This window comes from Ancrocorticia populi (genome assembly GCF_003123745.1).
Lineage (GTDB): Bacteria > Actinomycetota > Actinomycetes > Actinomycetales > Actinomycetaceae > Ancrocorticia > Ancrocorticia populi.
In genome coordinates, this window is sequence record NZ_QETB01000001.1 from 545,462 (window position 1) to 563,946 (window position 18,485).

Here is an 18,485-nt window from a genome sequence, read left to right on the forward strand (position 1 = left end):
TGATGAAAGGGGACATGGTGCGCGCGCCTTCGTTTTTGTATCGGTTGTATGAGCGTCGCTTGATGGCCGAGCTGCCCGGGCGGGAGCTGCCTCGTCACGTCTCAGTGATTCTGGACGGGAACCGGCGTTGGGCACGCGAACTCGGCCAGCCAGCCGCATACGGTCACCGCAAAGGCGCGGATCGGATGACGGAGTTCCTCGAATGGTGCGAGGAAGTCGATATCAAGATCGTGACCTTGTGGCTGCTCTCCACCGATAACCTGAATCGGGAGGAGAAAGAGCTACACGAGCTCATGGGTATCATCTGTGATGCTGTAGAGGCTCTGGCCCAGACCGGGCGGTGGAAGCTTGCCATGGTGGGCAATCTGGACATGCTCCCCGAGTTCAGCCGCAAGCGCCTACGCGATGCGGAAGCGCAAACATCCGCCGTGGAAGGCGTATACGTCAACATCGCGGTGGGGTACGGGGGACGCCAGGAGATCGCGGACGCTGTGCGCGAGTTCCTCCGCGACGAAGCCGCGGAGGGGCGGACTCTCGAAGAGGTGGCATCCTCGCTCACCCTTGATGACATCACAGCGCACCTCTATACCAAGGGGCAGCCCGATCCGGACCTAGTGATCCGCACCTCCGGCGAACAGCGCATGAGCGGATTCATGCTCTGGCAGTCCGTTCACACGGAGATGTACTTCTGCGAGGTGTACTGGCCCGATTTCCGGCGAACTGACTTCTTGCGTGCATTGCGTGATTTCACACAACGTGAGCGGCGGCTGGGCAAATAGGCCGGTCTTAGGAGAGCGGGACGCCCGTCATGCCGCTCGTTTGGTAGAGCTCATGCTGGTCCACTAGCTCATCGCGCGTGGGCAGCGAAGCACCAGAGCGCGACACGGTGATCGCGGCCGAGGTTGCAGCGTAGGCCACAAGCGTGCGCAGGTTGGCGGGGGAGATGGACCGCAGGTCCTCGCGGTATTCCGCGCCATCCAGCGAAATGCGGGTGAGCCCATCAATGAGTGCCGCGAAGAAGGACGCGCCGGCGCCCACGGTATCCACAACCGAAACTGAAGGTGCCGGCTGGTGCATATTGGAGCCGTCGGCGCAGTATGCGTCTGCTCCTTCGGAGCCGCGTGTGATGATGACGATGGCCGGGCCCTGGCTCAGCCATGTCCGTGCCACCGCTTCGCAGTCCACTTCTGGCCCATAGAGCACTTTAAGATCGGCCTTGGATGCCTTGACAACGTCTGAGAGCGCAACTGATTCCTGAACGAGCGAGCGGGCGCGATTGATATCGTCGATGAGCCCGAGCCGGACGTTGGGATCGTAGAACACGGTGGCCCTCTTGCGGACAAGCCGGATCCAGTTGAGAACCTTTTCGGAGCCGGGTGCCACCCGAGTAGAGAAGGACCCGAAGGCCACAGTGCGCGGATCGAGGATTTCCAGATCAAGCTGGCAGGCGGCGGACAGTGGTGTGTCTTGAATATCCCACGTGAAGTCGAAATCGTAGGAGACGTCACCTTCCTCGGCCACGGTAACCGAGGCCGTTGACGTGGGATTGGTGCGGTAGGCATCTTCCCTGAGCCAAAGCTCTAGACCGTTAGATGCGGCGTATTCGGCAAGGAGATGGCCGTTAGCATCATGGCCGAAGTCTGTTACAAGCCGGACTGTCCGCCCGAGCCTGCGGAGTCCGATCGCGACGTTGAGCATTGAGCCACCCGGATGGCGTGTGGCCTTGCCGTCGGCTCCCGTGATGATGTCTACAAGCGCTTCGCCAATAACAAGGGAGCTCATTGATCCTCCTCAGCAGGGGCCCCGGATGGCTCTTCCTGCTCTGCCGCCTCTGCCTGCGCCAAGCGGGTACGCGCGCCATCCAGCCACTCTTGGCAGCGGCGGGCCAGCGCTTCTCCGCGCTCCCATAGCGCGAGCGAATCCTCAAGCGGAAGTGAACCCTGCTCTAATTGGGCCACTATCTCCACCAGCTGCGATCGCGCATCCTCGTAGGAGAGTTCGCTGACGTTCGGGGCGCCCTGTGATGATGGTGAGGTGCTAGCCATGGCGCTCGCCTTCGTGAACGGTTGTTACTCCTAGCTCCAGCGAGCCGGAAGAAAGTATGGCATGGAGGTTCTGTCCAACGGAAACGTTCTGCGCATCCGTGACGATTCCGGCATTATCACGAAGGATCGAATAGCCCCGATCCAGCGTTGCCTGAGGGGACAGCGCCCGCAGCCGAGACAGAAGGTTACTCTGTTCGGCGGCCGACGAATCAAGGGTTCGCCGAATGTGGTTACGCAGCCACAGGCGCAGTGACGATAGATCGGACTCGCGCATGTCGATCATGGTTTGAGGCCGTGCGAAAGGCGGGCGGGCCAGGATGGCCTCAAGTTCCCGTCCGGCCTGTGTGAGGCGGGCACTGATAGTATTGCGCATGCGAACCCGTGCCTCTGCGATGCCCGCGTACTCTTCGGAGACGTCTGGCACTAAGAGTTTTGCAGCGTCCGTTGGCGTGGAGGCGCGAACATCGGCGGCCAGGTCCAGAATCGGGCTATCGCCCTCGTGGCCGATCGCCGAAACCACCGGCGTGTGCGCGCTAGCCGCAGCCCGGACCAGCCGTTCGTCTGAAAATGGCAGGAGATCTTCAACGCTTCCACCGCCGCGAGCCAGCACGATGACGTCCACTTCAGGCCTGGCGTCAAGCGCCGCGAGCGCCTCGAGCATCGCGTCTACTGCGCCATTTCCTTGGACTTGCACCTCGCGGGTATCGAAAGCCACTGATGGCCACCGCAGGCGGGCGTTGACCTCGACGTCCTCCTTGGCCTTCGTGTTACGGCCGCAGATCAAGCCGATCTTCTGAGGAAGGAAGGGAAGGGGCTGCTTGTGGCGAGGATCAAATAGGCCCTCGGCAGCCAACTGCTTCTTGAGCATCTCGAGGCGCGCGAGTATATCGCCAAGCCCCACCGGCCGAATCTCATCCGCCCAGAGCGAGAGAGAGCCGTTACCTTCGTAAAAATCAGGTTTGGCGCACACCACCACGCGGCTTCCGGGCTGCACGGAATCGGGCAGCAGGAACGAGAGGATCTTGACCGTGATCGAATTGTTCGCGTCCAGATCCCGCAGTGTCAGAAACTGAACCTTGGCACCGGGCCGGCGTTGAAGGGTGATGACCTCACCCTCAACCCACAGGCGCGACATCGCGGAGATGTACTCCTTGATTTTGGCAGAGAGAAGCCTCAGGGGCCACGGATGGTCCGGCGAGGTGAGTGCTGCCTGCTGAGGGAGTTCAGCCGGCACGGGTATTCTCGATGCCATATATCTAGTTTGGCACCATGTAAGTGGACAATTGTGTGCCCTGCGTCCCACGCGGGCCATGGTTTTGTGTGAGGTTGCCCAGTACCCTGAAAGGGTGACTTCCGAACAAGCCAGCAATGGCGCCGCCGTTTCCTTAGCAGGCGCATCGGCGTTCCCATCCTCTGTGCCGTCCACGCCTTCTCCCGATGGCAGGCGGATTCTACTGGCGACCCCACGAGGGTATTGCGCCGGAGTTGACCGTGCCGTAGACGCCGTGGAAAAGGCCTTGGAGCTGTATGGCGCGCCCGTATACGTGCGCAAGGAGATAGTGCATAACAAGTATGTGGTGGAGACGTTGACCCGGCGTGGGGCCATATTCGTATCCGAGACAGACGAGGTTCCCGAGGGTGCCCGCGTTGTCTTTTCCGCGCACGGAGTTTCGCCTCAGGTCCATGCCGAGGCCGCCGCCCGTCAGCTCCAAACCATCGACGCCACCTGCCCCCTCGTTACGAAGGTCCACAAGCAGGCTGTGCGTTTCGCGGATAGCGATTACGACATTCTCCTGATCGGGCACACCGGCCACGAGGAGGTTGAGGGCACCCAAGGCGAGGCCCCAGATGACATCCAAGTGGTCAACGGTCCCGAGGATGTGGATCAGGTTGAGGTGCGCGACCCTAGCAAGGTCGTATGGCTCTCCCAAACCACTCTGTCCGTTGACGAAACGATGAAGACCGTGGAGCTTCTCCGGGCGCGCTTCCCGCAGATGATCGATCCCCCCTCCGATGACATTTGCTATGCCACCCAGAACCGCCAAGGCGCCGTCAAAGCTATGGCCCCCGAATGCGACCTCGTGATCGTGGTGGGATCGGCGAACTCCTCGAATTCCGTGCGGTTGGTTGAGGTTGCCCTCGAATACGGGGCTGCTGCCGCTTATCGCGTGGATACCGCGGCCGAGGTTCAGCCAGAGTGGCTGGAGGGCGTCACCACCGTTGGTTTGACCTCTGGGGCGTCAGTGCCCGAGATTCTGGTCCGCGAAGTTGTTGAATCCTTGCGGGAGTTGGGTTATCCCGAAGTTGAATTAGTGACGACGACGAACGAAGACGTCCACTTCTCTCTCCCCAAGAACCTCCGGGCAGATCTCAAAGCAACCGGAGCTCAGCCCGATCGGCCGCATAAGGTGCGGCAAGCCCGCGGGCGCGGGTAGACAGGCGGAGCGGTGGCCGATCCTTTTGACACTGCGATGGACGGCGCAGGGCTTATCGGAGAAATATCGGCCGCAGCCAACGCGGAGAAATCCGTGCCTATGGCCAAGTACATGCGCGATCAGTTCCCGTTTCTCGGCGTGCCCGCGAGCGTTCGCCAGCCGATTCAGCGGCCCTACTTTGCCGTGGCACGCGAAGATCCGCATGTTGATTGGGGATTTGTGGCGCAATGTTGGGCGTTGCCTCACCGGGAGTTTCAATACGCTGCCTGCGATTTCCTCTTCGCCGTACGCCGGAACCTCAGCGTTGACGATTTGCCGCGGATCAAAGCACTCGCGTCCTCCAAGCAATGGTGGGACACGATCGATTCGCTGACCAAGACCGTTGGATCAATCGTCGCGAGCGAGCGTGAAGGGGGAACGGCGCTCGAGCAGGTGTTGGGTTGGGCAAGAGATGAGGATTTCTGGATCCGTCGCCTTGCCATTCTCCACCAGCTAGGGCGGAAGCACGCCACGGACACCGCGTCACTGGAGACGATACTTGTAGCGAATCTCGGCTCGGACAAATTCTTTATCAACAAGGCCATCGGCTGGGCCCTCCGAGACTATTCGAAGACTGACCCGGTATGGGTCCAGCGTTTCATCACCGAGCATCGGGGCGGGCTCGCTGCCCTCTCTGTCCGGGAAGCAACCAAATATCTGGCGTGAGCTGACCTGATCATTTCTGACCGCACTTGTCGGGCCCGGAGCGAATTAGTTGAGGATGATGGTGTCTGAAAGGAGGACCTCATGATCGGCACGCTGAACGCTTTAGTAGACGCTGTTGAGCAGGATCTGAGTAGCGATGTAGACATCGCGGCGCTTGCCAGTGACCATGGCACCACCGAGTATCACCTCAGGAGGATGTTTGTTTCGCTTGCAGGAATGCCCGTGTCCGAATACATTCGGCGCCGCAGGATGACTCTTGCCGCAGCGGAACTCATTTTGGGTGCCACTAACCTGCTTGATGTCGCCGTGAAATACGGATACGGATCAACGGAGGCGTTCGGGCGGGCGTTCCGAGCAGTGCATGGGCATAGCCCGGCAGAAGTGCGTGATCATGGCGGTCCTATCAACACTCAACCGACGATCAGGTTTCACCTGAGAGTTGAAGGGAGCACAACGATGGACATCACTATCAAGGAACAGCCGGACTTCCGGATCGCGGGATACTCGGCGGAGGTTCCGCTGATCTATGAAGGAGTCAATCCGCACATTCAAGAACATGTTGCGTCAATCAGCAACGAACAGAATTCGCGGCTCAAGACACTAGGAAACACCCAGCCCGAAGGAATCCTTGCTGTCACATGGTCACCAAGCCCGGACGCGCCAGAGGGCACGATACTCACGTACATGCACGGCGTCGCGGTCTCGCCTGACGGGGAGGTTCCCGGTGATCTCGACACTATGGATATGGATGCCGGAAAATGGGCGGTGTTCTATTCGGAAGGACCGTTCCCAGAGGCGCTGCAGCAGATATGGGCCGCCACCGCCACTGAGTGGTTCCCCTCGAACCCGTGGCATCTACGCCCAGGACCGTCCATTCTCCGGTATATCGAGCTGACTGAGACCCACGCGACCTGTGAACTCTGGCTGCCGGTTGAACCGTCCGGGAGATCGTAACGTCAGCAAGGGCGTCACTCTGAGCGGTCAGCTGACTCAGAGCTGCCTCCTACAGCGAGCCCTCCGGCCGTGAATTGGCGGACCTGCGCCTTTTCGGAGGAAAGCTCCTGTGGGGTGGCCAGCGGGGCATCGATCGATTCGAAGGAGCGCGCCGTCACTAAGAGGCGGGATTCGATTGATGCCACCGTCTTGTTGTAGGCGGCAACCGAGCGCTGAAGCGAGGTTCCAAGAGAATCGAGGTGCCCGGCCACTGTGTTCAGCCGCGAGACGAGGGTGCGCCCAAGCATCATGATCTCTTGGGCCTCCTCGGTCACCTTGGCCGAGGACCACACGGTGGCAACTGATCGTAGAAGGGCGAGCAAGGAGCTGGGTGATGTGGGAGCAATGCCGGCGGCGAGCGCATCTTCGAGGAGTGCGGGATCTGCCTTGAGCGCTTCCGAGAGCAAAGACTCTGCTGGCATAAACATGACGGTCAGGTACGGGGATCCGGGGAAGTCCGCGGGGTAGTTGCGCTTGGCGAGCTCGTTGATATGCGAGCGAACTGCCTTCGCGTGTTCCTTGAGCAGCCCGTCCCGCGCCGCCCGTGCCGCCGAATCCTCGCCGGTGATGTCCTGAGCACGCAGCAGCGCACTGAGTGGGACCTTCGCGTCAATCGCGAGATGGAACCCGCCGGGCAAATGAACCGTCACATCTGGCCGGGAAGCTGATCCGGCCGTGGAGACCTGCGAGGTGGCCTGCTGCTCGGAGAAATCGACGTGGGGGAGCATCCCTGCAGCCTCGACGATGCGCCGAAGTTCCACCTCTCCCCATGTGCCTCGTGCCGAGTTCGAGGTGAGCGCCGTTCGCAGCGAGTGGGTCTCCTTCGCGAGCTCACGCTGGGTGATGGCGGCGCTGTCCAATTGCTCGTGAAGTTGGGAGCGCTGGGCCGCCTGCGTCTCCTGCATGCCCTGAACCCGTCGGTTCATGGAATCGAGTTGCTGGGCAAGCGGAGCGAGCGCCCGGAGAATATCCTGATCCGACTTGGCGCGATCAATCAGGGAGTTGTTCTCCTCAGTGAGGCGCTCGGCACGTGCCGTTGCGGCGGCGGCCGTTGACTGAACTGCCGCCAACTCCTGTGCGTTACGGGCAGGGCTGCGGAGTGCCCGAGATTGTGCAAAAAAGTAGCCGAGTAGCCCGCCCAACACCAGACAAAGAACCAGTGCGAAAACGAAAACCGATACAGATATATTCATGGCTCTAGTCCATCACGCCGCTCCCACATCTTTCTTGATGGGGCTGTAAAGCGCGTTGGATGAGCAGGGGAGGCGTCGTCGTCGACATAAATAACACAACGCCGAGGCGAAAAAGTATCGGACCAAGGCTAGACTTGAACCCGTGTCTTTGACTATTGGAATCGCCGGGCTGCCCAACGTAGGCAAGTCAACCCTGTTCAATGCGCTCACGCGCGCGACCGTGCTGGCGGAGAACTATCCGTTCGCCACGATTGAGCCGAACATCGGGATCGTGCCGCTACCTGACCCGCGGCTGGACGTGCTGACGGACATGTTCCATTCGGCCAAGACCGTGCCGGCCACCGTGTCCTTCGTGGACATCGCGGGGATCGTGCGCGGTGCCTCCGAGGGTGAGGGGCTCGGCAACCAGTTCCTCGCGAACATCCGCGAGGCGGACGCGATCTGCATGGTTACGCGCGCATTCTCCGACCCGAATGTGGTGCACGTGGACGGGCGAGTGGATCCCCTCGACGATATCGAGACCGTCACCACGGAGTTGATCCTTGCGGACATCCAGACCCTAGAGAAGCAGTTGCCGCGCCTTCAAAAGGAAGTCACCGGCAAGAAGATCTCCAAGGACGTTGTCACTACGGCTGAGGCGGCGCTCGCGATTCTTGAGGAAGGCAAGACCCTGTCCGCGCACGGCGGGGATCTGGATCCCGATATTCTTCGCGAGTTCCAGTTGATGACCACCAAGGCGTTTATTTACGTTTTTAATACCGACGACGACGGCCTTGCCGATGCCGACATGCAAGCAAAGCTGCGAGCCTCCGTGGCTCCGGCCGAGGCGATCTTCCTCGACGCGAAGTTCGAATCGGAGCTGGTGGAGCTTGAGGCCGATGAGGCCGCTGAGATGCTCGAATCCACCGGCCAGGAAGAGTCCGGGCTGGATCAGCTGGCGCGCGTCGGCTTCGATACCTTGGGGCTGCAGACGTTCCTCACCGCTGGTGAGAAGGAATCGCGGGCCTGGACCATCCACAAGGGAGACACCGCTCCCAAGGCTGCGGGAGTGATCCACACCGATTTCGAGCGGGGCTTCATCAAGGCTGAAATCGTGTCCTACGAGGATCTGGTGGAGCTTGGATCTCTGGCTGAAGCCCGCGCCCACGGGAAGATGCGCATGGAGGGCAAGGACTACGTCATGGAAGACGGGGACGTGGTGGAGTTCCGTAGCGGAATACCCTCTGGAGGAGGGAAGAAGTAATCTGTGAGGTCTCAGACCGGCGCACCATTTTTAACGAGGAGGATTGATGGCAGACGAATGGCAGGTTGAACAAGGGACAGGGTGGATTCCGCTCGCCGGGTTCGGCCAAATCAACCCTCGTCGTGACAACGAGGAAGGCGGCCGTACCTACTTCACCGCCCAGACCGCCAACGGTGAATACGCGAAAGCAACCGGCGACAGTATCGCCGGAGGACCGGAGACCTGGGACTACGGACTGGATCAGCCGTTTTTGCTAGTGGATAGTAGCGGGAATTGCGTGGAAGTGATGATCGCACTTCTGGAGGGCGGACGTTACGCCGTTAAGTCCAAGCCTGGTTCCTGGCCAATCACCGAGGCGGGTGCTTCGTAGATGAGATCGCCTAGTTGTTGTGGGCCAGCCTCGGGTGTGGTCAGATGAGTCAGCGGGCCTCGCTTGTCGTCAGAGAAGGTTTTGGAAATCGCGTGTGGCTTACGGAAGCCGAGTGGGAAACCTACCGTCGGCGGGTTGCTGTTCGATACCCGCAGAAGTTGCGACCTCAGGTCGTTGCCCGCGATGGCGAATCATGTTCGATTTGCGGGGCGACAAGTGAAGACGTTGGGCGTCCTATCGAACTTGCTCACCGAGTTCCGTTCAAACTTGGTGTGGTCGACTGGGGCCTATCGCCTGATTGGTTGGACGGAGTAGCGAACCTCTGTTTGGCGCATCGTGGGGCATGCAACGACAGCGCCGAGTTAACAACTAGTCAGATCCCAGGGCACCTTCGTCATCTCGGCATCAGAGTAGAGGACAGCCCAGCGGTTACCAGCGGACTACTCCTCCTCCGAGGTGATTCTGACGGGGATGCGGTCGAGTTCCGCTTTAACGTCTAACGTCTGGAGGGAAGAAGTGACGTCTACGCGCGAGGTACTATCCGCTCTTTTTGATGCTGAGAATCGACGGGACTGGGATCGCTACGTAGAGTTCCTTCATGCTGATGTTGAGTGGACAGTCGGCGGTCGTGTCCTACGAGGTAGGGAAGACTATGTCCGGGCGATCCAGTTAGCTTACGCAGGTTCTGGCGTGCAGTTCTGGCTCAATCTCCAAACCCGGTATGACCTAGAGGTCGCTCAGGAACGCGTGGCCGACGAGGTTGCGTCGATCGCGCCGTTGCAAGTTGCATGAGCTAAGACGGGACTAAACGCCAAATAACCCAATAAAATAATGCTAAAACACCTAATAATATAACGCCAAATAACCTAATGTTCGGTATAATTGGTCCATGAATCAATACCTGCCCCGACACCTTGACGCCGAGATAGCCTCCCAGCTTGGCTGGTCAGCTGCTGTCGTCATTGATGGTCCAAAAGCAGTTGGTAAGACTGAGACCGCCACGCGCTTAACTAACAGTCAAGTTTTCTTGGATACGGACTTGGCATCCCGTGGTTTAGCTTTGGCTGATCCAGTACTTGTGCTTGGTGGGGCTGCTCCGCGTTTATTTGATGAGTGGCAGACGGTGCCGAATCTGTGGAACGCGGTCCGACATGAAGTTGATCGGCGCAAGAAGCCTGGTCAGTTCGTCCTTGCAGGGTCATCTTCTCCTAGTGACGATCAAACCCGTCACACGGGGACTGGGCGCTTCTCCTGGTTGCGAATGCAGCCGCTTACGCTGATTGAAACTGGTCATTCGATAGGTGAGGTGTCTTTGCGCCAACTCTTGAGAGGGGAGGGCGTCAATGTCAGTGATCCGGGTCTCAGGTTTGATGAACTAATCGAAAGAATGATTAGTGGCGGGTGGCCCATGAGCCAGGGCTTTCCGTTGAAGGAGTCCACGAAGTATGCAAAAAACTATTTGGACCAGACTGCGAAGGTAGATGTTTCTACTTTGGATGGTCCAAAATATGACTCTGTGAAGGTGTCGCGTTTGCTTCGCTCTCTCGCACGGAACGCTGCTACGGAGGTCTCTGTCCGGACTCTGGCCACAGATGCCGGGGGTGCTGATGGGCCATTGCATGCAGACACAACATCGCGTTATTTGGAAGCGTTGCAGCGTATCTTCATAGTCGAGTTGCAGGAAGCCTGGGGTCCACGTATTCGGACACGAACCCCATTGCGTGAATCTCCTAAGCGTCATTTGACTGACTCTTCTTTGACTTTAGCTGCGCTACGTATCGGTTCTCCAGACAGGCTCTTTGCTGAGCCCGAAACTCTAGGTCTGATCTTCGAGTCGTTTGTGGTTCAGCAGCTGCGGGCATACGCGCCGTTTGTGGACGCCGAGGTAATGCACTACCGGGATAAGTCAGGTCTGGAATGCGATGCGATTGTTCAGAATGGGGATGGTGACTGGATTGCCATAGAGATCAAGTTGGGTTCCGGTCTCATTGACAGAGCGGTGCCTAACCTCAAGAAACTTCGCGATGTGGTGGACCAGAAGGCAAGCGGAGAAATGAGGGCGATGGTTGTGGTTGTGCCGACTGGACCTTCGTACTTGAGGCCGGATGGGGTTCAAGTGGTGGCGTTGAGTTCACTGGGCCTTTGAACCATAGCTATCTCCCAAATCGATTGGCTGTTCGGCTGGGATGCAAAGACATGTTCCGTAACGGAGCAACCGGCCTCCGAGAGTGTTCCTCTGCAAAAGTTGTTCTGCAATGTGACTCGGTCGAGTTTCGGTTTAACTTGTAGCGATCGCTCTGCCGTGGCCGCTCCAAGACCGTTGCGACCTACTTCGACCACTTTGAGCCCCCAACACCTGACAAAGGCCTCATAAAGATAGTGGTGACATGATGGAATGGCTCTCGGCTGTGCCGCTAGTGCCTAGCGCTTGACTCTTACATCGTGTCAGGCTTGATGCTGAACCCATCGACAATCTTTGGGGGGACAAGATGCTTCGGCCAGAAGGCGATATCAAACCAGCTACCTACTTGGGCAACAGCCCTTCCTGTTACTCGAATACCCTCGCGATGACTTTGGGGTATCCCGTGAGTGTACAGACCATTGACGCGATCTCCGGTTCAGCATTTGGGTATCAGCGCATCGGGCCTCTTCCTCTCTTTGATCCGCCGGGTTGGGATCCAGATCAGGGTATCGATCAAGCGCTCTTAATCATGGGGGTGGAGGGTCAGAGGCTGACATTCGAAGATCCGACAGAAGCGCTGGGGACTCTTCGTAGCCTCGCAGAGAATGGTCCCGTGTTCGTGGGTCCCCTTGAAATGGGGCTGCTTCGATACCAGAAAGGCTCTGACCGTTCAACAGGTGCCGATCACTTTGTTGCCGTTCTAGATGTTAATGACGTTCGCGTAATCATGCATGACCCACATGGTCACCCGTATGCCTCGCTTGCGACCGAGGACTTCATGACGGCTTGGGGATCAGACACCATCGGCTATGCAGAGGGTAGTTATCCCCTGCGAACCGGGTTTACTGAACCGGTTGGCACTATGGCGGAGTGGGCGGCTGCGTCACTTCCCTTCGCGTTGAATTGGGCAGAGGGAAACGAGGCAATTCGTGGTTTCCCTGCGGGTAACGTTGAAGGACTAAACGAGCTGCGTGAGCAGGCCGCTGCTGGGACGATCTCGGAGGTCACTGTGGCGGTGTTGCGTGATTTCGCAATCCGTCTTGGTGCGCGCCGACGCGCCGATACCTCGGACATGATGGGCTCTTTCCCAGAACTTGCGGACCGATTGAGTCGTCAAGCAGCAATTATTGGTGCGGCCCAAATTAGCGTGATTGATGCCGACTGGAACTTGTTCCAGCAGCAAATGGCAGGTGTTGTAGCACTGCATGATGACATCGTTGACACCCTTCGCAAGCTAGTCTGAGAATCAAGACTCCCAACCAAGGAAGCAATGACCAATTCACAAGACCTGCTATCGATAGGCCAGTTCAGCACACTGAGCCGACTATCGATAAGGATGCTGCGCCATTACGACGCGAATGGCATCTTGGCACCTGCTGAGATCGATCCTTGGACCGGGTATCGTCGCTACGCTCCTAGTCAATTAGCTGATGCAACGGTTATCAGGGATCTGCGTGATGCGGGCTTTGGAGTATCCACGATTGGTGAGCTACTTGATGGACGCGGGACGCCCTCTTGGGACGAAGCTCTTGAAGCTCAACGGCGGGCACTGATCGAGGAAGCCCGCGCCAACGAGCGACGACTTGAGCTAGTCAACCGCCTCTTGAGCCCCCCGAGCGAAATCGGGTCCATCACCATCACTAAGGAAACTGTTCCCGCAATGAACGTCGTAGTTCTGCGAGGTGTTGTGCCCTCATACGAAGACGAGCGAATTCTCTGGGGACAAATGATGCCAGCTGCCGCCGCACTGGGAATCAGCCCCGTCGGGCCGTGTGGGGTTATCGAGCACAACGATGAGTACCGGGAGTCAGACGTAGACCTCTCGATCTTCATACCCGTGCAACAAGGAACCACAGCTGAAGACCCACTTGAGATACTGAACCTTCCTGAACGAGAATGCGCTGTTGCCACAGTCCGTGGGGCCTACAATCAGTTCTCTCTGGCCCACGACCTGATCGCCGACAAGATCGTCGAAGATGATCTGAGGCTTCCCGAGTCCAGTTCAATCGACGGCCACGCCTTCAACATTTACGTAACCGAGATGGGGGAAGTGTCAGAAGACGAGCTGATTACGAAGATCTATCAACCACTGGGGACATGATTGCCGAGAGGTTCGTGCTGCACGGAATACGGTGGAGTTCCGCTTTAACGTTTAACGCTCCCAATGTTTAAGCCGTGACTCGCCAGCGACATTGGGGTTAGGTGGCTGAAAAAGCGCCACGTAAGGGGAATCCGATCACCTCTAGTGGGGTTGCATGTAGGGCGCTATCATAGTTGATAGCAAAGGGGGTGATCGCCTATGTCATCCATCGTGGTTCGCGGTCTCGATGACGCCGTCAAACAGGAGATCGCCGCGCAGGCGAAGGAGCACGGCAGGTCAATGGAGGCCGAGGTTCGCGCGATCCTTACCAAGGCCGCGCGGAGACCGCACATCGGGGTTGCGCTGCTGGCTGCGGCGCAGGACGTCGGCGGTATCGACGGCCTGCCTGTCCCGGCGCGCGATGACGTCGCGAGGGCGGTGGAGTTCGAGTGATCGTCCTCGACACGAATGTCATCTCGGAGATTTTCCGGCCGTCGCCGGAGCCGCGCGTGGTGGATTGGCTAAGTGCACTGGCGGATGATGTCGCGATAACGTCCGTGACGCTCGCCGAGCTGTTGGCAGGCGTTCGGCAGCTTTCTGATGGTCGGCGCAAGGAAGCACTTGCTAGAAGCATTGATGCGGCGCTTGAGCCGTATCGGGGCAGTAGCGCTGTGCTACCGTTCGATGACGTGGCGGCTGATCGGTATGCTGATGTGCTTGTGGCTCGGAAGAATGCGGGAGCGCCCATTAGCACAGCCGACGCGCAGATCGCAGCGATCTGCCTGGCTCATCGGGCGGTTTGCGCCACACGTAACGTGAAGGACTTCGCTCACACCGGCGTTGAACTGGTTGATCCGTGGAAGGCCAGCGCATGAACCATCGTTCGCTCTAGATCGTCGCCCGTGGGACTTCACTGAGGAAGCCAAAGCGTGGTTGAACCTCAGTTTCGCGTTTAAGCGAGTGGCATTGCGGAGTTAGCACTTGTTCGCGGGGCTAAGATCCGACGTCGTCGAAAAAGCTAAAACACTAAAACAATCCCGGGCGGGGATAAGCCTAGAGTCCTGCCAATGCTGACAGCCGAAAAACCGGTTTGGCTAGTGATTGCGTCGCCTCGGTGCTGGAACACAGCCGGTGCCACGACAATGCAGCCTGCGAGTGTGAGCTTGCGGTTGGCCTCGGCCATCTCGTGACGGAATCGGGCTGATCCGCAGATGCAGACGATCTTGGGTAATCCTTGTACAGAGGTGCTGAGTTCGGCGGGAACAGTCCAGTCGGGCGGAAGAAGTGGGGATGTGTTGTCGGGCGTCAGTTCGGTGAGCAGCTCTTCAACGGGCACTAGTTTTGCGGGCTCGCCACTTTCTCATGTATGTCAAAGCTGACAACGTACCGCTAAGTTCCCATGGCCTGAGAATAGCGGACGCTAAAGTGTGCGGGTCAAGTGCCAAGCTTGTGAGTGGTGTTGGGATGGGTCCCGATGCCCGTCGATAATCCATAGCGGTACACCTAGACTGACTGCCGCGGGGTCATTTGTCGAGCCGTGGGCAGATTAGGATGGCACTGTTCTGACGTTCCGGCACAGTTAGGTGGGCGATGGTTGCGGCGTATGTACCGAACGGATTGCTCTCGCGGCTTTTGGGTGACCGGATGTACTCGGTTGAGTTTGTTCTGAACGACTATGTGCAGTTCAAGTTCGATGGCGCTCCGGACGCGAGAACGCCGGTGACCCTGAGCGTATACGCGTGGCCTGTGGTGGAAATTGAGACGCGAACGTGGCGGGAGGGCGATCTTGGATACGCCGATGCACTTCGCCAGCTCGCCCCTAGCCTTGTGATCGCTACTTCCGAACAGACCGGTCGCGGGATAAGAATCGAGCTGGGCACTGGCGCCCTGACCATACATCCAACCGCTGAGGAAGCCCGCGTAGAAATTGCCATGATCGCTGGATGGAGCGACGGCGCGTGGATGCTGTGGCGGCCGGGCAAGGACAGTTTCGAAGACCTTTGCTAGTTTATTGGGTGGACAGCCCAAATTTTCGCGTATTTTGAACGCCTACATGGTTATTCACTTTGGCTAACTCGTATGGATGCTGACATCATGGAGGACCTGCGGCAAGCCTATGATCGCACGTCGATGGTGGGATGGGACTTTTCGATACTTGATGGGCGCGTGACGGCCGATGATCCTTGGTGGGATTTTGAAGCTGACTGTATCCGTGAGATGGCCGGAGCAAGGCGGGTTCTCGACTTGGGGACGGGCGGCGGCGAGCGTCTACTGGCTCTGCTCGACGAGCTAAACAACGACAGCCCGGCAGTTGAAGCTACGGAGGGCTGGGAGCCGAATCTTGCGGTTGCGCGTGACGCGCTTGGGCCGCGAGGCGTGCATGCTCGCGTGAGTCAACGTCGGTTTCGGATTTCGGCGGTGAAGCCTTAAGCAGCGGCAGTAATAACACGATCATGACCGTGGTGACCGAACGGTTCTTGAGTAGGTCTTCGCCCAGTGTTGTGGTGGGAAAGCCGTAACCCACAACTGTGATGAAGCATAGGAATAAGATCATGCCCCACACTGCGACTACGGCCGTGCGCTTCCATAGGATACCAATGCCGCACGCGATCTCGTAGATCCCGAGAGCTATCGTAAGCCAGCCGATATTTGGCATAACGAAGGACGCCCATAAATCGCTTAACCAAGGGAAGAGCGCCGTATCGCCAAAGACTGCGTAGCCTTCCGGTTCAGACCGTCCGAGAATGAAGTGGGCGATCCCGCCAGCGATGAAAATCGCCGCTGTCAGCGCCCTGACGATTCGCCGATACCACATCACAGCTCCCCCACGAGATCTGGACTTTCGGGGCCCTGATGCCCCGCTGCATCGATACTCGTATGATACCAACTAGTTCCCTGTTAGCACGTGGAGGTAGTGAATGGCGCGGTTCGAGTTTCGGCAGGTTGATGTCTTTTCATCGGGTCCCATAAACGGGAATCCGGTTGCCGTAGTGCGCGGCGCAGATGATCTTGACGATGAGACGATGGCGGCGTTCGCGCGGTGGACCAATCTATCTGAGACTACTTTTTTGCTTCGCCCCACTACTTCCAACGCGGATTACCGGCTGCGAATCTTTACTTCAACCGAGGAATTGCCGTTCGCCGGGCATCCCACACTAGGTTCAGCGCATGCGTGGTTAGAAGCAGGCGGGGTACCGCGTGGCCCGTCAACCGTTGTTCAGGAGTGCGCGGCTGGTCTTGTGAAGCTTCGGTACGACGACGGGCAGCTCGCGTTCGCCGCGCCCGACCTGCTTCGTTCGGGACCAGTTGAGCCGGATGATTTGGAGCCTGTTCTTCGCGCATTGAAACTCGAGCGCACGCACGTTATGGATGCGGAGTGGGTGGATAACGGACCCGGATGGTTGGGCCTCCTTCTTGATGATCCAAAACGAGTGCTCGAGGTACGGCCGGATTTTGGGGCGCTGAGCGCGAATGTTGGTCTGATTGCTACATATCCTGACCCGGGAGAGGCGGGGGTGGACGCGGAAGTTCGCGCATTCTGTCCGCTAGATGCGGTCCCCGAGGATCCTGTGACAGGCTCATTGAATGCTGGCCTTGCCCAGTGGCTTTCTGGGACAGTGCTGCCTGCAAACTATGTGGTAGCTCAGGGAACTGCGATGAATCGATCTGGCCGGGTATCAATCACAACTGATGCTGACGGGGTTATCTGGGTTGGCGGCAGAACCAATACAGTAATCGCCGGAGTGGTCGAGCTCTAATAGCTGATGCTAAGCGTCCGATCCGAGGGTTGGCGGGATCAGCACAAGCTTGCCCGGGTACTTCTTCGAAATGAAATCTTGCTGGGCAGTGCGGATATCGCTTAGTGGATACGTCTTCGAAACCAGTGGCTTGACCTCTCCATTGTTTACGTAGCGAATAACGTTCTCAAAAACCTCGTCCTCTTGGAAGGTGCAGCCAAAGAGGGACAGATCGTTCAGGTAGACGGTGCGTAGGTCAATCTCGGCAATTGGGCCGGCGATTGCGCCTGCAATCGCGTACCTTCCCCCGCGCCTCAGCGCCGCTAGGAGCTTGTTTACGCCGCCACCACCAACAACGTCCACCGCCACATCGATAGATTTTGTATCAAGCTCGGCGCTGAGATCGGCGCGGCGGTCTATCACCCGATCCGCACCTGCCTTGATAACAGGGTCAGCCTTCTCCTGCGAGCAAATCGCAGTTACGTGCGCGCCGCGCAGTTTGGCAAGCTGGACTGCCGCCAAACCAACCCCACCCGATGCGCCTGTGATAACAACCCGTTCTGCCCCGACGCCAGCCCGGTAAAGCATGCCCTCAGCAGTTGAATAAGCGATCGATATCGCACCGAGCTCTGGCGCAGACAATGGTGAGTGTACTGAATACGACTCGTTGGATGGAGCAACCGCAAACTGGGCAAAACCACCGTCGCATTCGCTGCCGTAGGTCCAACATTCGTACGGGCGGTAGTTGACATAGTGTCGCATGAGATTGCGTACGATAACTTGATCGTTGATCCGTTGGGCACTGACGCCCTCTCCTACCGCCACGATGCGGCCGTATACGTCGCCTCCCTGAATGCGTGGGAACGTCAGCGGAATGCCGGACCAGGAAGCATCTTCGCCCGCAGTGTCTTGACCACCGTTGGTAGACGCGGTTTCCGTATCGGTTGTGACGGCCTTGGAGTACCAACCTAGGCGTGTGTTGATATCCGTGTTATTGACCCCGGCAGCCTCCACCTGAATGAGAACCTCATCCGCTTGTGGCTGTGGCACCGGCACATCGGTTCGGTACTCCAGCTTTTCTGGACCACCATGTCCGGTCAGTAATACAGATGCCATAGACGTTGGAATCGTCTTCATACTTCGACTCTTTGTCTTTCATCGAGTAGCTATAAGAACAAACTGAGGCGGATACCACCCCTCTTCATCCTAGGACCTGGCTTACGAAGAAATTTTCTGATTGCTACACTCACAGCTGCAATGAGCAGTCCGCCTTCGCGTGGATCATAAGTCCAGTTGCAGGCTGCTCGCCTCCCGACGGGCGCCTTTTCACGCCCTACCGCCGAGAGGTAACTCTGCTCCATGCGATCTGATCGCTCTTCATCTGTGCTTCCCATCCTCTATATCGCCGCATTCGTTGCCGGCTTTAATGAGAACATCATCAACGTGGCCCTCGTGGACATTATGGCCGAATTTGGGATCTCGGCAGCCACTGCCCAGTGACT

Annotated in this window: 21 protein-coding genes; 15 read left to right on the plus strand and 6 right to left on the minus strand. The window is 58.3% G+C overall.

Annotated features, from left to right (window positions below; genetic code table 11):
* Positions 1 to 14: 14 nt before the first annotated feature.
* The gene (locus DD236_RS02565; protein WP_423716456.1) at positions 15 to 779 is read left to right on the plus strand and encodes an isoprenyl transferase; all 765 of its coding nucleotides are present in this window, start codon (positions 15 to 17) and stop codon (positions 777 to 779) included.
* A 7-nt stretch (positions 780 to 786) separates the two neighbouring features.
* On the opposite strand, the gene DD236_RS02570 is transcribed toward DD236_RS02565, so the two are convergent.
* Genes DD236_RS02570 through xseA form a run of 3 tightly spaced genes read right to left on the minus strand, consistent with a single transcriptional unit; the run spans position 787 to position 3,297 of the window.
* The gene (locus DD236_RS02570) at positions 787 to 1,782 is read right to left on the minus strand and encodes a carbohydrate kinase family protein (RefSeq protein WP_109092793.1); all 996 of its coding nucleotides are present in this window, start codon (positions 1,780 to 1,782) and stop codon (positions 787 to 789) included.
* Positions 1,779 to 2,045 carry an exodeoxyribonuclease VII small subunit gene (locus tag DD236_RS02575; protein ID WP_109092794.1) on the minus strand — a complete coding sequence of 89 codons (267 nt, stop codon included), beginning with the start codon at positions 2,043 to 2,045 and terminating at the stop codon, positions 1,779 to 1,781. The genes DD236_RS02570 and DD236_RS02575 overlap by 4 nt, the downstream gene beginning before the upstream one ends.
* Positions 2,038 to 3,297, minus strand: a complete 1,260-nt coding sequence (xseA, locus tag DD236_RS02580; RefSeq protein ID WP_109092795.1) for an exodeoxyribonuclease VII large subunit — start codon at positions 3,295 to 3,297, stop codon at positions 2,038 to 2,040. The genes DD236_RS02575 and xseA overlap by 8 nt, the downstream gene beginning before the upstream one ends.
* Before the next feature lie 94 nt (positions 3,298 to 3,391).
* Here xseA and DD236_RS02585 point away from each other — a divergent pair, with 94 nt between their 5' ends.
* The 3 genes from DD236_RS02585 (at position 3,392) to DD236_RS02595 (ending at position 6,139) form a co-directional block, all read left to right on the plus strand.
* Positions 3,392 to 4,480 (plus strand): 4-hydroxy-3-methylbut-2-enyl diphosphate reductase, encoded by a 1,089-nt coding sequence (locus DD236_RS02585; RefSeq protein ID WP_423716448.1) that lies wholly within the window; start codon positions 3,392 to 3,394, stop codon positions 4,478 to 4,480.
* A gap of 12 nt (positions 4,481 to 4,492) precedes the next feature.
* Positions 4,493 to 5,185: a DNA alkylation repair protein gene (locus tag DD236_RS02590; protein WP_243409885.1), complete on the plus strand. Its 693-nt coding sequence runs from the start codon at positions 4,493 to 4,495 to the stop codon at positions 5,183 to 5,185.
* 81 nt (positions 5,186 to 5,266) lie between these two features.
* Positions 5,267 to 6,139, plus strand: coding sequence for an AraC family transcriptional regulator (locus DD236_RS02595; protein ID WP_109092797.1), 873 nt, complete (start codon positions 5,267 to 5,269; stop codon positions 6,137 to 6,139).
* Between the two features lie 14 nt (positions 6,140 to 6,153).
* On the opposite strand, the gene DD236_RS02600 is transcribed toward DD236_RS02595, so the two are convergent.
* Positions 6,154 to 7,371: a DNA recombination protein RmuC gene (locus tag DD236_RS02600; RefSeq protein WP_109092798.1), complete on the minus strand. Its 1,218-nt coding sequence runs from the start codon at positions 7,369 to 7,371 to the stop codon at positions 6,154 to 6,156.
* Between the two features lie 142 nt (positions 7,372 to 7,513).
* On the opposite strand from DD236_RS02600, the gene ychF reads away from it, so the two are divergent.
* The 9 genes from ychF (at position 7,514) to DD236_RS02650 (ending at position 15,253) form a co-directional block, all read left to right on the plus strand.
* On the plus strand, positions 7,514 to 8,614 hold the full coding sequence (ychF, locus tag DD236_RS02605; RefSeq protein ID WP_109092799.1) for a redox-regulated ATPase YchF: 1,101 nt from the start codon (positions 7,514 to 7,516) through the stop codon (positions 8,612 to 8,614).
* A gap of 46 nt (positions 8,615 to 8,660) precedes the next feature.
* Positions 8,661 to 8,984, plus strand: a complete 324-nt coding sequence (locus DD236_RS02610) for a hypothetical protein (protein ID WP_109092800.1) — start codon at positions 8,661 to 8,663, stop codon at positions 8,982 to 8,984.
* Positions 8,985 to 9,500: 516 nt separating this feature from the next.
* Positions 9,501 to 9,776: a nuclear transport factor 2 family protein gene (locus DD236_RS12150; RefSeq protein ID WP_207785662.1), complete on the plus strand. Its 276-nt coding sequence runs from the start codon at positions 9,501 to 9,503 to the stop codon at positions 9,774 to 9,776.
* 97 nt (positions 9,777 to 9,873) lie between these two features.
* Positions 9,874 to 11,130 carry an ATP-binding protein gene (locus tag DD236_RS02620; RefSeq protein WP_109092801.1) on the plus strand — a complete coding sequence of 419 codons (1,257 nt, stop codon included), beginning with the start codon at positions 9,874 to 9,876 and terminating at the stop codon, positions 11,128 to 11,130.
* Positions 11,131 to 11,569: 439 nt separating this feature from the next.
* Positions 11,570 to 12,409, plus strand: a complete 840-nt coding sequence (locus DD236_RS02625) for a hypothetical protein (RefSeq protein ID WP_109092802.1) — start codon at positions 11,570 to 11,572, stop codon at positions 12,407 to 12,409.
* Positions 12,410 to 12,436: 27 nt separating this feature from the next.
* Complete coding sequence (locus DD236_RS02630; RefSeq protein ID WP_109092803.1) at positions 12,437 to 13,267, plus strand: MerR family transcriptional regulator; 831 nt, start codon at positions 12,437 to 12,439, stop codon at positions 13,265 to 13,267.
* 198 nt (positions 13,268 to 13,465) lie between these two features.
* Positions 13,466 to 13,699 (plus strand): FitA-like ribbon-helix-helix domain-containing protein, encoded by a 234-nt coding sequence (locus DD236_RS02635; RefSeq protein WP_109092804.1) that lies wholly within the window; start codon positions 13,466 to 13,468, stop codon positions 13,697 to 13,699.
* The gene (locus tag DD236_RS02640) at positions 13,696 to 14,121 is read left to right on the plus strand and encodes a type II toxin-antitoxin system VapC family toxin (RefSeq protein ID WP_109092805.1); all 426 of its coding nucleotides are present in this window, start codon (positions 13,696 to 13,698) and stop codon (positions 14,119 to 14,121) included. The genes DD236_RS02635 and DD236_RS02640 overlap by 4 nt, the downstream gene beginning before the upstream one ends.
* Positions 14,122 to 14,836: 715 nt before the next feature.
* On the plus strand, positions 14,837 to 15,253 hold the full coding sequence (locus tag DD236_RS02650) for a hypothetical protein (protein WP_109092807.1): 417 nt from the start codon (positions 14,837 to 14,839) through the stop codon (positions 15,251 to 15,253).
* Between the two features lie 310 nt (positions 15,254 to 15,563).
* Here the strand turns inward: DD236_RS02650 and DD236_RS02655 are convergent, their stop codons facing one another.
* Positions 15,564 to 16,061: a hypothetical protein gene (locus DD236_RS02655; protein WP_207785663.1), complete on the minus strand. Its 498-nt coding sequence runs from the start codon at positions 16,059 to 16,061 to the stop codon at positions 15,564 to 15,566.
* Between the two features lie 103 nt (positions 16,062 to 16,164).
* Between DD236_RS02655 and DD236_RS02660 the strand changes: the two genes are divergently transcribed.
* On the plus strand, positions 16,165 to 17,004 hold the full coding sequence (locus tag DD236_RS02660) for a PhzF family phenazine biosynthesis protein (RefSeq protein WP_109092808.1): 840 nt from the start codon (positions 16,165 to 16,167) through the stop codon (positions 17,002 to 17,004).
* 9 nt (positions 17,005 to 17,013) lie between these two features.
* Here the strand turns inward: DD236_RS02660 and DD236_RS02665 are convergent, their stop codons facing one another.
* On the minus strand, positions 17,014 to 18,120 hold the full coding sequence (locus tag DD236_RS02665; protein ID WP_207785664.1) for an alcohol dehydrogenase family protein: 1,107 nt from the start codon (positions 18,118 to 18,120) through the stop codon (positions 17,014 to 17,016).
* Between the two features lie 222 nt (positions 18,121 to 18,342).
* Between DD236_RS02665 and DD236_RS12015 the strand changes: the two genes are divergently transcribed.
* Complete coding sequence (locus DD236_RS12015; RefSeq protein ID WP_165819803.1) at positions 18,343 to 18,483, plus strand: multidrug efflux MFS transporter; 141 nt, start codon at positions 18,343 to 18,345, stop codon at positions 18,481 to 18,483.
* Positions 18,484 to 18,485 lie beyond the last annotated feature (2 nt).